Below are 14,449 nucleotides of genomic sequence, written 5' to 3'. Positions count from 1 at the left end.
TGTATTTCGTAAATCTTCCAAAAGAAAAATCTATGATTCCGAGAATTACTTCTGATTTTTTCTGCATGACGCCTTGTCTTGTTTTTTACTTCAAATCTTAAAATATATGACATTGTGTCTTGAAATAATCCTAAAATATTACTGGAATAATTATTGACTTCATCCAATTGTACAATTAAACGATTACGAATGAATTTCAATAATTATACAATCAAAGCACAAGAAGCACTTCAAAAGGGAACTGAAATTGCTTCGGGAGGAGGTCATCAAGTTATTGAAAGTGGGCACCTATTAAAGGCAATTTTATTGTCTGATGAGAACCTTATTTCTTTTTTAATAAAGAAAATAGGAACCACCAACCAAATGATACAAGCACCTCTAGATGAGTTGGTGGCTAATTATCCACAAGTCTCTGGAGGTCAGCCATACCTATCTAATGATGCAGCTAAGGCCCTACAGAAAGCAGAAAAATACTTAAAAGATTTTGAGGATGAATATGTGGCAGTAGAACATATCATTCTGGGAATTTTGGCTGGTGGTGACAAAACAAGTCAAATACTAAAAGATGCTGGCTTTCAGGAAAAACAATTGATTTCTGCAGTAAAGGAGCTTCGGGGAGGTGAAAGGGTGACAGATCAGAATGCAGAATCAAAGTATCGTTCTTTAGAACGTTACTCAAAAAACCTAAATGAACTTGCAAAAAAGGGCAAAATAGACCCTGTAATTGGTAGGGATGAAGAGATTCGAAGGATCCTACAAATTCTCGCCAGAAGAACAAAAAATAACCCAATTCTGCTAGGAGAACCCGGTGTAGGCAAAACGGCAATTGTAGAAGGAATGGCTCAACGAATTGTTGATGGAGACGTTCCAGAAAACTTAAAATCCAAGACCATCATTTCTCTTGATATGGGATTACTCGTTGCGGGAGCAAAGTATAAGGGAGAATTTGAGGAAAGGTTGAAGGCGGTGATCAAAGAAGTAACGGATAGTGATGGCGAAATTATTCTCTTCATTGACGAAATACATACATTGATAGGAGCAGGAGGCGGTGGAGAAGGGGCCATGGATGCTGCCAATCTGCTAAAACCAGCTTTGGCTCGAGGAGAGCTTCATGCAATAGGTGCTACTACGCTACAAGAGTATCAGAAATACATTGAAAAGGATAAGGCACTAGAGCGAAGATTTCAGTCAATTGTAGTAGACGAACCAAGTGTTACAGATGCAATTTCTATTCTTCGAGGAATAAAAGATAAATATGAGATTCATCACGGTGTTCGAGTGAAGGATGATGCGGTGATTGCCGCGGTAGAGCTTTCAAATAGATACATCGCTGATCGCTTTTTACCTGATAAGGCTATTGATTTGATGGACGAGGCGGCTTCAAAACTAAGAATTGAGATTGACTCACTGCCTGAAGAGTTAGATGAGTTGAACCGAAAAATCATGCAACTGGAAATTGAGCGTGAGGCAATTCGTCGTGAAAAAAATAGAGATAAAGAGAAGCAGTTAAACAAAGAGTTAGCTGATCTAGAGGCAGATCGCAATGAGCTGAAAGCAAAATGGGACAATGAAAAATCGGTCATTCAAGGCTTGAGGGAGGAGAAAGAAAATATTGAACAGTATAAAACGGAAGCAGAGCAAGCTGAACGTGCAGGCGAATATGAAAAAGTAGCAGAGATTCGATATGGAAAAATTGTCGAATCTGAAAAAAAACTTGAGGAGTATCGGAACCAGCTAGTAGAGATGCAAGGAGAAAAAAGCCTTTTGAAAGAGGAGGTTGAGTCAGAAGATATTGCAGAGGTAGTAGCAAAATGGACGGGTATTCCTGTCTCTAAAATGCTCCAAAGTGATAGAGAAAAGCTCATTCATTTAGAGGACGAATTAGGTCAAAGAGTAGCGGGTCAGAGTGAAGCCATTCAAGCAATTTCGGATGCAGTGCGAAGAAGTAGAGCAGGCTTGCATGATCCAAAGCGCCCAATAGGATCCTTTATTTTCTTAGGAACAACTGGAGTAGGAAAGACGGAGCTCGCAAAAACATTGGCTGAATACTTATTCAATGATGAGAATTCCATGGTGAGGATAGATATGTCTGAGTATCAAGAGCGCCATGCCGTAAGTAGATTGATAGGAGCGCCTCCGGGTTATGTTGGTTACGATGAAGGAGGACAATTGACTGAAGCAGTACGTAGAAAGCCGTATAGTGTTATTCTTTTGGATGAGATTGAAAAAGCACACCCTGACGTGTTCAATATTTTGCTTCAGGTTCTAGATGATGGAAGGTTAACAGATAATAAGGGACGTGTTGCGAATTTTAAAAACACCATTATCATCATGACGACCAACATTGGTTCTAGCCTTATTCAGGAAAACTTTGAGAAACTAGATGAAAAAAACCCAGAACCTGTGATTGAGGAGACCAAGAATCAAGTATTTGAATTATTGAAGAAATCTGTGAGGCCAGAGTTTTTAAATAGAGTAGACGAAACAATTATGTTCAGGCCATTGAGCCAGGCGGATCTTCAGAAAATTGTTGGAATCCAGTTTAAATTAATTCAGCAAAGGCTTGAGGAAAATGGAATTAAGATTGAGGCAGATGAAAAAGTATTACAGCATTTAGGAAGAGTAGGATTTGATCCTCAGTTTGGAGCGAGACCCCTGAAGAGAGTACTACAACGTGAGATTCTAAATGAGCTTTCTAAGGAAATTTTAGCTGGAAAAATTGCCAAGGATTCAGTGATAGGTGTAACACTTTCTGATAATGGACAAGTGGAATTTCTGAACTTGGATACAGTGGAGCTTGAGTAAGCTTTGGAAACTTATTAAAAGAACGTTTTGGGTGGCGATCATTGGGACAATGATCGCTTTCCACAACACCTACAATCAGGAATTCAAGTCCTTAGATGATGTTAAGCATGAAATCGTAGAGGAGGATGAGGAAGAGTGAAGCTATTGAAGTATGCGGTGAAATGAAGTAAAAGATTGTTTGGATGTGTGCCCCAGCTTTCTTAGTACTCAAATTAACTACAGAATGACTGTAGTAATTCTGAGATTGAATGCCTGGGCTATGAAAGCCAGCCTAGAGAAACTATTCCAAGTTTACAAAAAAGCGTTCATAAATAATTGTTAACTTTAATTCAGTTATTTATAATAACCTCATTTTAAAGCTATGAAGAAAAAAACTCACCTGAAATTAATTGTGAGGACCACAATTATTTCAACATTACTGTTCTTTACATTTTCATGTACGGATTCAGAGGTTGTTTATACAAATGAAATTCCTCAAGAGATCATTGCAAGTCTTGAAAAGGCTGGCTTTGCCACCGAGGAAGGATTGAGAGAGTTCAGAGATGGTTATCTGGTTGAAACAGATATTTATCTAACCAGAGATCAGATCGAAGTACTAGTTCCAAATGAAGAAGGTCATCCGACTACAGAGCAGTATCGAACCAATAACCTGGTTAGTGGATTCAGAACAATTCGAGTATTTATGGATCCAGATTTCGGAAATTTCATGCAAAATGCTTTTGATGATGCACTGGCCCGATACAATGCGTTGAACCTCCGTCTTACTTTTGTGAGGACGCTTAATCAGAACAATAGTGATATTTCCATTGAGGCGTTTTTTGAAAACAGTATTACGCTTGGTTTTAGTGCTGGATCTCCTTCTGGGGGCAACCCAGCCAGAAATATTGGGCTGAATACACTTTACTACAGCGATGTTGCCGCCCGCCCGGATGCTGCTACCACAATTGCCCATGAAATTGGGCACGCTGTTGGATTTAGGCATACAGACTTTATGAACAGGGCGTTCAGTTGCGGTGTTGTCGAGCTAAATAATGATGAAGGCGATGCTGGAGTGGGTGCAAACCATATACCTAATACACCTGTAGGGCCGGAAGCGGGATCCTGGATGCTGGCTTGTAGTAATAATACCAACAGGCCTTTTACTAATGCTGATCAAATCGCTCTTATTGATACTTATGCTGGGTTGGTAATAAATGGAAATACCTTTGTATGTTCAGGCAATAATACTTTTACACTGACTCATGTTCCTCAGGGAGGTACAGTCACATGGCAGGTAACCCCAGCTAATATTTTGAATCAAAATACCGGAAATGGCACAACTGCTGTTTTAACTCCAGCCTCTAACTTGGTCAGTACGGAAGCTACACTTACTTTCAGCGTAGTGATAAATGGAGTCACCTTTAATTCTACCAAGGACATATGGGTAGGAAAGCCAGACGTGGGACCTGATGCCCAGTTCTCCAATGATCCTTATGGTAGCACAGGCTATTTCTGTTCTTCTCATTACGGTAACACCTACTCATTTCCCGATGCTTTTGAAATATCTTCTCATCAATACCGCCTTAAAAATCTCTCGGGAACGGTCTTATATACTTCATCAATTAGAACGGGAAGATCTGGTACTGCGACTTACACCCCACCGGCAGGTTGGTACATTTTTCAAGCGAGAGCAACCAATGCCTGCGGCACCTCTCAATGGATAGGTACAGAGGTAGAATATGTGGATTGTAGTATTGGTGGTGGCGGTGGCGATGGTGGTGAAGAAGGTGAACTTTGAGAGTTAGTAGAAGAAATAGATCTGTACATTTTGATTAGGAAAATGTACTGCTAACTTATTATTAATAAGGGAGCTCATAGCTCCCTACACCTATTGTATGCCGTCGTATTGCTGAATGGTGATGAAGGTGAATATTCTAAGGTAACCAACAAACAAGTCATCAAAGTTTTGAATATTAGCATGCGAACCATCGATCTAATTAAAAGGTGGTTCCTTGAAGAAGGATCAGTAAGGTTTTTGTAGTATAGAACTAGTCTCTCAATATGATGATTAAAGCTCTTGGTTGATATATGGTAGCGAAAGCTTAAGCCATGGGGAGTATATGAATAGGTGATCTCTCAATCCTTCATATTAGAAAGGAGTGAAAGAATTTATTCTTTTTTGAACCATTTCTTACGATCCATAATTATCTTTAGATAATACCCGTAACAACTTTGCCATGACTACAGAAGAAATCCAATCGCAAATTACAGAGCTAGAATCAAAATTGACAGGAGACATGTTTAACGACATGGAGATCAAAGACAAGATTCATAACCTTAAAATGAAGGTTAATGGGACTCGACCAATGAACTCTGAGATCGAGTGCGTGGGTTGTGGTAGCTAATTGAAGAAACCATCGTTGGCAGAATGTGTCATTAGCTTGAAAGACTTATACATATGAAAGTTACTCAGGCTATTTTTTTATTCTTTTCCATTTCTGTACTTACATCCTACGCTCAGGAGGAATCCAAGTATGATTATATCGCCAGTTTTGGTGAGCATGGTCACAGCGGATTTGCTGTGGTGCGGAAGCAAGAGCAATACGGAATGATAGACCGACAGGGGAAGGAAGTCCTGCCGCTAGTTTATGAGAAAATTTTTTCCTTCGGCGAATCCAGCACAAACTGGGCGAAGGTTCGGCAATCCGGACGTTATGGCTTTGTAGATCGAGATGGAAAGGTGGCGATAAAGCCAATCTATGATCGTATTTATTCTTTTGGAGAAAAGAATGTCAACTGGGCGCTGGTCTTAAAAAATGGGCAGTACGGTTTTATCAATAGATCAGGTGAGGAGGTTGTGCCAACTGCATATTCAAATATTTATTCCTTTAGCACCAATGGGAGCACATGGGCTAAAATAGAGAAGGCAGGCCAGTATGGCTTCATTGATAGGAATGGGAAAGAAATTGTCCCACCTGTATACCAGAGAATCGGGAGCTTTGGATCAATAGGAACAGACTGGGCCAAAGTAGAAAAATCCGGTTTAGTTGGATTCCTAGATCGTTCTGGAAAACTAATCGTCCCCGTTCAGTATACTTCCATTTCCTCTTTCGGAACAATCACAAGCCGATGGTCGCGAGTAGAAAAGAATGGTCTTTATGGCTTCATAGATCGATCAGGTAAAGAGGTTATTGCACCGCAATATGAACGGATTTACAGCTTTGGAAATAAAGGAGCATCACATTTAGCTCTTGTAAGAAAGTCTGGGCTATTTGGGTTTATTGACAAGCAAGGCAATGAAGTTGTCCCACCTATTTATGATAGAATAAGCAGCTTTGACAGACAAAATTCGAACTGGTCTTTGGTAGAGAAGAACGGTAAGTTTGGCTTTATTGATAAAGCAGGAAAAGTAATAGTGCCTGTCGAACTCGACGATCTAAGCAAAAGCTTTCATGAACTGAGTGATCATTTTAATTCCAAAGGGACACATATCGGAAATTTAGGTTCTGTGAAGAAATATTGGATCAGTGATTTTACAGGAAATTACGCCATTATCAAAAGTAAGAAAACATGGAAATTGGGAGTGCTAAGCAGTGATTTTGAAGTTGTTGTGCCATTAGATCATAAAAAAATCATGTTAGACAGTCGAGGGAATATTCACGTTTGGAAGTAGACTCATACACGTGTAATGAATTAATATATTGATGTATAGTGTCATGAAGATTAATAATAAGCATCTAGGTAGAATAACTTAGAATATGTCAATCTTGTGGTAAAAACGATCAATTTCATCGTAATCAACTACTGTAATTTGCTGAAAATCAGTTATTAAGGCATTTTTACAATATGAAAGCCTTAGTTACCGCCTTTTTATTTTTATTCGCAATAAACGTTTTAATAGCTCAATTCACATCGGTTCAAGCGGGTGATTGGGACGACTGTGCTACATGGGGTACCTGTCCAGGGACCACTATAGGCACTGATTATCCAGGAAGAAATGATAATGTAAGTATTGGTCATGCAGTCTCCGTAAATAACACATTGGACAACTCTGCCAACGAAACTCAACCGAATGATGAAGCGGTAGCTGGTGTTTGTGGTTGTACTGGCACTGGTACAACTGGATGTGTTGACAGCCCTACTATCTGTAATACAAATGCCTTTTATCATAAGGGAACCATAATGGTGACAGGTGGTGGTGCTTTTACAAGTACGGTGGCCACTGTTTTTGAAGGAGATGTAGAGATTCAAAACACGGGCTCTTTTAGGCTAAATGCAAACTCAACGCTCTTCCTTATCGGCAGAGTGGATGTTAGAGATGGCGGTTCATTAATTACAAATCAAAACCTTACGATTTCAGGAGACGCCATAATTAACGTAGAATCAACTGCAGTAGCAGGTGTGGGCGATGACCTTTACCTGGATGGGGACAATACATTTGTCTGTGGTGCAGGGACGCTCGACTTAGATGGGCCTAGTTACTTTGGCGGTGCTCGTAATAATTCTGTAAGACATTTTAATTCCACTGATAATACAACTACTGATCAAATTTGCTCAAACACTACTGTGACCTGTGCTGATGGTGATTGCTGCGGTGGAGAATGTGACACTGATATAAGTACAGATGCAGGGGCAGGAGACGGAGAGATTTCTCCTGGAGATGGTTCAGCATCACCGCCAGCAGTTTTACCCGTGGAGTTGCTTTCATTTGACTGGGAGGATGAAATTTCATATATCTCGCTTCACTGGGCCACTGCTAGTGAGCTTAACAACGAGGGGTTTGATTTGTACAAATCCACGAACGGAACAGACTTTGCCCGCATAGCATTTATTCAAGGCGGAGGAAACAGCAACACGATACTTAATTATGATTATAGGGACCAAACACCCGTTTCAGGAACTAATTACTATCGCCTGATTCAGCGAGATTTTGATGGAAAAAGCGAAGATCTTGGAATCATTCGTGCTTTCTCCAATACTGCTGATATCTTTAATATCTATCCAAACCCGACCACTGAGAAAGTAACGATACTTTTTGGTAATCAATTTGTGAATACGACTTCAAAACTTAGTCTATTTACTATTTCGGGAGAAGTTGTCTTAAGCAAAAATTTATGGGTGGAAACTAATGCTGTAGTATTAGATCTTAATTTGAAATCTGGAATTTACCTTCTCGAAGCAGATAATGGGACCTTTCAACAAAAGAGACGACTTATTATAAAATAAAAAGCCTCCTAGAAATACTAAGAGGCTACATTCAATAATTCTTTTCTTATTAGAAGGCGTTTTTAAAAAGAAGCTTCATTTCTTCCCAGCTAGCACTATCTGCAGCAGCATTGTAGGCAATTGGCATTTCGAACTTTGTTGCTAATGAATCAGCAGCCTTACTGGTAAATGAATGCAAGGCACCTTCATAGTTGATGAATTTGTAATCTGCTCCTGCTGCATCCATAGCCGCTTTATAGTCAGTAATTTGTTGCTCAGTTATAAACTTGTCTGCAGCCCCATTTGCAACCAGAACCTTTCCTTTTACCGATCCTGCATCTGGCATTACTGGAAGCCCAAGTCCAGCATGAAAAGCCGCCACTGCATCTAGCTCATATCCAGCATTTGCCATACTCAAAACAGTACTTCCTCCAAAGCAATACCCAATGGCACCAATCTTTTCACTGTCTACATTGGGGTGATTTTTTAAAGTTTCTAAAGCTGCTTCAAACCTAGCTTTTGCTTCATCAAAGTTTCCCAGAACCATACCCGAAAAAGTGCCCGCCTCATCTGGATGGGCTGCTTGCTTTCCGTCACCGTACATATCTACGGCGAGAGCTACATAGCCGAGCTCAGCGAGCATGTCAGCTCTTAATCTGGAGTATTCGTTGTGGCCCCACCACTCATGTACGACAAGAATTCCAGGACGTTTGGAAGAGTCATTAATGTCCAATGAAAGGTAACCAACCATATTGGTTGTATCGCTTGTGTAGGAAGTTACCTTTCCGAGCACGTTCATTTCAGGCGTTTCAATGCTTTCACTTGCTTCCTCCTTTTCAGGTGCTGAGCAAGAAAATGTGATTGCCGCAATCAGTAATGTGTAAATAGATTTAAATTTCATAGTCAGGTGTTTTTAGGATAAATGTAAGTACGAAGAGTCGTTCAGATGCTAGTCTTTAATTCTTAACTCATCCGAGAGCTCATTCGTATCCGTTTTTTTTCTAGTGAAATTATTTTTCAGAAGTAGTTCTTTGCAATGATTGATGCCGTTTACTAACCCACTTCCTATTTGCTTATTCTTCAAACCACTTGTTATGAGAGAAACAACCTTTTCCCATTCTTCATTTGGCACTTTTTGATTGATTCCTTCATCTCCAATAACTAGCACAATATGTTCCAGTCGACTGATGTATATAAGAATACCAACATGCTCTTTCGTATCATAAACTTTCTCATTTAAAAAGGCTTCTTTAGCACGCAGAGAAACCATCTCCATGATACGTTCTTGAGATACGAATGCTCTTTTTAAAATAGGAAATGCTAGTGGCAGTAAGTAGCCAATAATCATCAGTCCAATAATGATGACAAAAGATTCTAAAAAGGAGAGGTTCGGTAGACTCCATGTATAAGATAGCAGTGCAATAACAGCTAATCCAGCAACACCAAGTAAAGTAGAGACATACCAAGATGCTTCAGTATAATCGTCACTCTTTCTTGCAAAGAAGGGAACAATCTCACCACAAGATTCTTTTTCGAGTGATTCTACTGCCTGTTTTATCTGATGCTTTTCTGCTTCTGTAAATATGTATTTTTTCATAACTTCAATGTTTACCAGCCGCCAGAAGCACCACCTCCACCAAAACCACCTCCACCACCGGAGAAACCTCCACCTCCCGAGAAGCCACCTCCAGAAAACCCTCCTGAGTAGCCACCATAAAATCCGCCACCACCTCTGCGTCCTCCATTACTTTTCATATTCAGAAAAACCAATGAGAATAATGAGACGAAAATGGCGGTTGATAAACTTACCATTATCCAAAAGATCAGGAAAACAACAGGAATGATAATCAAATTGCTTTTAGCGTTACCAAGCTTTTTGGTCAAAACAACTTTTAAAATCACAGCAGTAAATATGAGAATGATGATACCAATAAAAGAGAGAAGCCCAAGGCTTTTTTGATTTCCAGAAGCGGAGCTGCTACTTGTTACTTCCGGTAATTCTTCTCCGTCAATCAAAGAGATAATTGATTCCACACCTTCTTCTATTCCTAAATAGTAGTCTCCATCACGAAAGTGCGGAACGATGATATTGTTAATAATTCGCTTGGCGTATGCATCAGTGATTGCTCCTTCTAATCCATAGCCTACTTCAATTCTCACCTTACGATCATTTTTAGCAATGATGAGCAATATTCCATCGTCTATATCTTCTCTGCCTATTTTCCATTGATCTACTACGCGAATAGAAAACTGTTCGATGGTTTCTGGTTTGGTTGTTCCAATAGTAAGAATGGCTATTTGACTACCTTTTCGTTCTTCAAGGCTTTTCAACTGATTGATTAGAAAGCTTTCTTCAGATTCATTTAAGAGTTCAGCCAAATCAGTAACCCGTTCGTTGAGTTTAGGAATGGGTTGCTCTTGACTCCAAAGTGGAAGAGTAAAGACGGTAGTGCACACTACCAAGACTATTGATTTTAGGTATGATTTCATATCTTCGATCAAAATAACAAAATAAGATGAATAAGCGACTAATTACGATTCTGATCATTGTTGTAGTTCTATTTCTGGTTTACAACTTTTTTGCAGGTAAGTACAATCAGATGGTGGTTTTAGACGAGGAGGTAAATACCGAGTGGGCGAATGTAGAAACACAGTATCAGAGAAGATATGACCTTATTCCTAATCTGGTAAATACTGTAAAAGGTTTTGCTGAGCAAGAGAAAGAGGTACTGACGCAGGTGACTGAAGCACGCTCTAAAGCATCAAGTATTCAAATAGACCCTTCTAATCTCGATGCACAGGCTATGCAGAATTTCGCTAATGCACAGTCTAATTTGAATTCCGCCCTTTCAAGATTACTAGTTACAGTGGAGCGCTATCCGGATATTAAATCCAATCAAAACTTTTTGGAGCTTCAAGCACAATTGGAAGGAACTGAAAATAGAATTTCAGTCGCGAGAACACGCTACAATGAGAAAACGAAATCGTATAATACCTACATCAGAAAATTTCCGAACACGATGCTAGCTGGAATGTTTGGTTTTGAGCGTAAGCCACTTTACGAAGCAACAGAAGGAGCTGAAGAAGCCCCAACTGTACAGTTTTAGTTATTGCAATTTAAATGTGATAGGGACAATCATTTTGATTGGTACTCGAACGTCACCCTGCTTAGCAGGTATAAATTTTGGTACAAGGTTCATTACTCGCAATGCCTCTTCGTCACAACCAGAACCAATCCCTTTTACTACATGGATGTCGGAAAGTAAGCCATCTTTTCCTACAATAAACTGCACAAATACCTTTCCCTCAATTCCCAATTTAGATGCTGCTCGAGGGTATTTCATGCGATCACTAATGAACGAATAAAATTTTTGAATTCCACCTTCAAAGGAAGGCATCACCTCTGCATATGAACGTATAACCTCATCGGGTTTTTCATCAGGAACTTCTGTCGGGATAAGGATTACAATGGGATCTTCATCTAAGATATCAATATCGATAATGATATCCGGTTCCTCTTTCGATTCTTCGTTTGTTGATTTAATAATTGGAATGGACTGTGGTGGAGGCGGAGGTGGAGTATGTACGGTTGGTGGGATCAGTATTTCGTCATAGGTGTCATTTTCTATAGGTATAAAATCAACTATTGGATCTATTGGTGACTTCCATTCAAAAGCAACAAGCGTTAATGAGAGTGAAATAATCATCCCTATTCCAAAGAATAAAGGCTTCTTGGCTTCTAGATCATACTTTTTGTTTTTCTTAACTTCCATAATTCAAGGCTTTATCAGGTTTTCAATCATTTGATTGAAATAAAAGCATGAATCATGCCTGTTTAGAAAGGGGGGGAGCAGCTTAATTCTTTTGAAGCAGACGGAAAGCCTCCATTCCCTCTTTTAGTTCATCAACTATGTTTGTGACCTGTTCCGATTTTTCGGCATAGTTAATCATGCCAGCAGATAATTCAGAAGAGGAACTGGCTACTTCTTCTGCACCAGCAGCAGTTTGCTCAGCAATCACCACTACTCCTTCCATGATTGAAACCACTTCTTTTATGCTGTCCATCTGAAGCTTGGTGGACTCAAGGATCTCTTCAGAGAGCCCTAGTGTATGACTAGAACTTTTTGTGATTTCTTGAAATGCGTTAGAAGCATTAGAGGAGGCACTTGTTCCCCCTTCAATCGTTTGGTTCATGTGCTGTATTTTCTCAACTGCTGTTTGAGTATCGTTCTGTACATCACCAATTAACTTCTCAATATCCTTGGCAGAGTTTCGAGAGTCTTCGGCCAGTTTACGTATCTCTTCTGCTACTACGGCAAAGCCTCTTCCTGCATCTCCAGCTTGAGCAGCTTCTATAGCTGCATTAAGTGCAAGTAGGTTTGTTTGTGCTGCAATATCAGTGATTACACTCATGACTCTTCCAATTTCCTTAGACCTATCGTCTAGAATAGTGATCGACTCGCCAGTCTCGGTAGCAACTCGCTTGATCTCGCTCATACTCTCTCCTACTTCTTTGATCAATTTAAGGCCAGCATCACTATTTTCCTTTCCATTCTCAGCAGCCTGATTGATGGCGGTCATCTGCTCATTCATGACTGAAGAAGACTGAAGGACTTTTTCAACAAGTGTTGATGACTGATCAACCTTTTGAACCTGTACTCCACTTCCATTGCTTATTTGTGCCATTGCAGCAGCAATTTCAGATGAAGTTGACTTCATTTCTTGATTGGTAATCATTATTTCCTGTGTAAACTCTCTCACAGAGTCGGTTTTTTCTGAGACTCTTACAAGAATTGAGTTTAAACTGTCCAATGCAATGTTTAGATTATCCGTCAATTTCTTCATTTCTCCTTTTTCTTCCCGAGAATACCTTACTGCCAAATCGCCATTTGACATACTGCCAATTACCTCATTTATGTTGCTTACTGGTTCTGAAATTGAATCGAGTAGATTATTGATTGTCTGAATGAGCTCCGTCCATGTTCCAAAATTATCTTCTGCATGTATTCTCTTTGAGAAGTTTCCGTTTTCACCTGCTTCAAGTACTACATCTTTTGCATTATTGACGATCGAAGTTAAATTTTCTCTCATTTTTAGAAGTGAGTTGCCCAAAAGGTCTTCGTCGCTAGCAGCCACAAAATCAGAATCCAAATTTCCGATTCCAATTTGTTGGGAAAAATTGGCCTTTTTATCAAGCTCGGTTGCTAAAACATTTATCGAGGCGGACATTTGTAAAAGCTCTTTTGTGCGAGCGACTTCCATTTTTTTGGTGGTGATGGATTCGCCTCTAGCCAGTCTTTTAAGAACATCATTGAAGCTTTCAAATGCGTTGGATATGTTGGAAGACATTCTTATGATCAAAGTTGTTAAAAGCACTAAGCCAATGAGGCCAACAACAATGGTTGTAATAAAAATAGAATTAAAGGTTCTTACAATTTCAGAAAAAGGCACCACCGTACCCACAGCCCAAAATTTGTTACCAGCGCTTACTGGAGCCATTGTGACATAAACGGATTCATTGGAAACATTGCTATCGTAAGCAACAAATGAAAAAGATTGTCCAGACTCAATCTTTTCTTTGGCAGAAAGAATATTTTGATCTTTCATAAATGAAACCTGATCAATGTATTTGAAGATAAATTCTGAGTCAGGAAAAGCCACCAACAATCCTTTTGCAGAAAGCACAAAAGCATAACTGTTTTCAAAAGCATCATAGCTGGTCATAGCTGTATAATCTCCGAGCCCTATATCCACGCCAACTTGACCTAGATGTTTTCCATTTTGCATGATTGGGACCACAGCAGAAGTCCCTAAAACAACATCATTAGAAAGCACGTTATTCGCATCAAAGTCATATGGTTCGGCAAGCCCTTCTTTTCCTTCTCCTTTGATGATGTAATAAAAGTTATTCGGATCATAGCTTTCAATATCGGTAGTATCATGTACCATTTTCTCACCAGCTGGGGTGTTTACATAGACATGCCGTTCTCTTCCATGCTCGTGAGGCCATTCAGGATCAATAGATTCCATGTCCCAACTAATCCAGATCGTTTCCAGGCCTGGAGTATACCTTAATATATTCTGTAGTATGTTGTTCTGATAGGAAAGCCTTTCGCTTGGATTTAAAACGTTCTTATTTTTAATCAACGCTTCTATAGTACGCGAGATACTCAGAAATCGCTCAAATTTGGAATTGATCAAATTGGCTTTCTGAATTGCAGAAGTGTCAGCCAATTTTTTTGCTTCATCGATCGCATTTTTTCTGAGAGAGAATGCTATATATCCTACCGTTATTAAATAGATGATGATAGTGATGCCAAGGATAAGCAGAAGCATTTTCTGCCTGATACTTAGAATAAAGGATTTCATAAATACAGTTTTTTCACCGAATGGATAATTCGCTAAAGTGCTGCTAATTAATCCATTAGGGGAATGTAGAGATTATAAAGTAATCTAAATA

General features: G+C 39.5%; 12 protein-coding genes. 7 read left to right on the top strand and 5 right to left on the bottom strand.

The window, feature by feature from the left end; genetic code table 11:
- Nucleotides 1–189 precede the first annotated feature (189 nt).
- From clpB to ABJQ32_15060, 6 genes are all read left to right on the top strand, one after another.
- Nucleotides 190–2,805 (top strand): ATP-dependent chaperone ClpB, encoded by a 2,616-nt coding sequence (clpB, locus tag ABJQ32_15085; GenBank protein ID MEP5290975.1) that lies wholly within the window; start codon nucleotides 190–192, stop codon nucleotides 2,803–2,805.
- Nucleotides 2,798–2,944, top strand: coding sequence for a hypothetical protein (locus ABJQ32_15080; GenBank protein MEP5290974.1), 147 nt, complete (start codon nucleotides 2,798–2,800; stop codon nucleotides 2,942–2,944). Before clpB ends, ABJQ32_15080 begins: the two co-directional genes overlap by 8 nt.
- Before the next feature lie 222 nt (nucleotides 2,945–3,166).
- Nucleotides 3,167–4,582, top strand: a complete 1,416-nt coding sequence (locus ABJQ32_15075; protein ID MEP5290973.1) for a M57 family metalloprotease — start codon at nucleotides 3,167–3,169, stop codon at nucleotides 4,580–4,582.
- Nucleotides 4,583–5,021: 439 nt separating this feature from the next.
- Nucleotides 5,022–5,189 (top strand): hypothetical protein, encoded by a 168-nt coding sequence (locus ABJQ32_15070; GenBank protein MEP5290972.1) that lies wholly within the window; start codon nucleotides 5,022–5,024, stop codon nucleotides 5,187–5,189.
- Nucleotides 5,190–5,242: 53 nt separating this feature from the next.
- Nucleotides 5,243–6,457 (top strand): WG repeat-containing protein, encoded by a 1,215-nt coding sequence (locus ABJQ32_15065; protein MEP5290971.1) that lies wholly within the window; start codon nucleotides 5,243–5,245, stop codon nucleotides 6,455–6,457.
- A gap of 173 nt (nucleotides 6,458–6,630) precedes the next feature.
- Nucleotides 6,631–8,010 carry a T9SS type A sorting domain-containing protein gene (locus tag ABJQ32_15060; protein ID MEP5290970.1) on the top strand — a complete coding sequence of 460 codons (1,380 nt, stop codon included), beginning with the start codon at nucleotides 6,631–6,633 and terminating at the stop codon, nucleotides 8,008–8,010.
- A gap of 49 nt (nucleotides 8,011–8,059) precedes the next feature.
- Here ABJQ32_15060 and ABJQ32_15055 read toward each other — a convergent pair whose 3' ends face one another.
- The 3 genes from ABJQ32_15055 to ABJQ32_15045 are packed head-to-tail and all read right to left on the bottom strand — an operon-like array spanning nucleotide 8,060 to nucleotide 10,479.
- Complete coding sequence (locus ABJQ32_15055; protein MEP5290969.1) at nucleotides 8,060–8,890, bottom strand: dienelactone hydrolase family protein; 831 nt, start codon at nucleotides 8,888–8,890, stop codon at nucleotides 8,060–8,062.
- Nucleotides 8,891–8,938: 48 nt separating this feature from the next.
- Nucleotides 8,939–9,586, bottom strand: a complete 648-nt coding sequence (locus ABJQ32_15050) for a hypothetical protein (protein MEP5290968.1) — start codon at nucleotides 9,584–9,586, stop codon at nucleotides 8,939–8,941.
- An 11-nt stretch (nucleotides 9,587–9,597) separates the two neighbouring features.
- Nucleotides 9,598–10,479, bottom strand: coding sequence for a TPM domain-containing protein (locus tag ABJQ32_15045; GenBank protein ID MEP5290967.1), 882 nt, complete (start codon nucleotides 10,477–10,479; stop codon nucleotides 9,598–9,600).
- A gap of 26 nt (nucleotides 10,480–10,505) precedes the next feature.
- Here ABJQ32_15045 and ABJQ32_15040 point away from each other — a divergent pair, with 26 nt between their 5' ends.
- Nucleotides 10,506–11,096 carry a LemA family protein gene (locus ABJQ32_15040; protein MEP5290966.1) on the top strand — a complete coding sequence of 197 codons (591 nt, stop codon included), beginning with the start codon at nucleotides 10,506–10,508 and terminating at the stop codon, nucleotides 11,094–11,096.
- Here ABJQ32_15040 and ABJQ32_15035 read toward each other — a convergent pair whose 3' ends face one another.
- Both ABJQ32_15035 and ABJQ32_15030 read right to left on the bottom strand, forming a co-directional pair.
- Nucleotides 11,097–11,762: an energy transducer TonB gene (locus ABJQ32_15035; protein ID MEP5290965.1), complete on the bottom strand. Its 666-nt coding sequence runs from the start codon at nucleotides 11,760–11,762 to the stop codon at nucleotides 11,097–11,099.
- A gap of 82 nt (nucleotides 11,763–11,844) precedes the next feature.
- Complete coding sequence (locus tag ABJQ32_15030; GenBank protein MEP5290964.1) at nucleotides 11,845–14,358, bottom strand: methyl-accepting chemotaxis protein; 2,514 nt, start codon at nucleotides 14,356–14,358, stop codon at nucleotides 11,845–11,847.
- Nucleotides 14,359–14,449: the final 91 nt, after the last annotated feature.

This window comes from Marinobacter alexandrii (genome assembly GCA_039984955.1).
Classification (GTDB): domain Bacteria; phylum Bacteroidota; class Bacteroidia; order Cytophagales; family Cyclobacteriaceae; genus Ekhidna.
The sequence above is the reverse complement of the archived record's forward strand: the minus strand, read 5'-3'. Positions and strand labels throughout refer to the sequence as shown.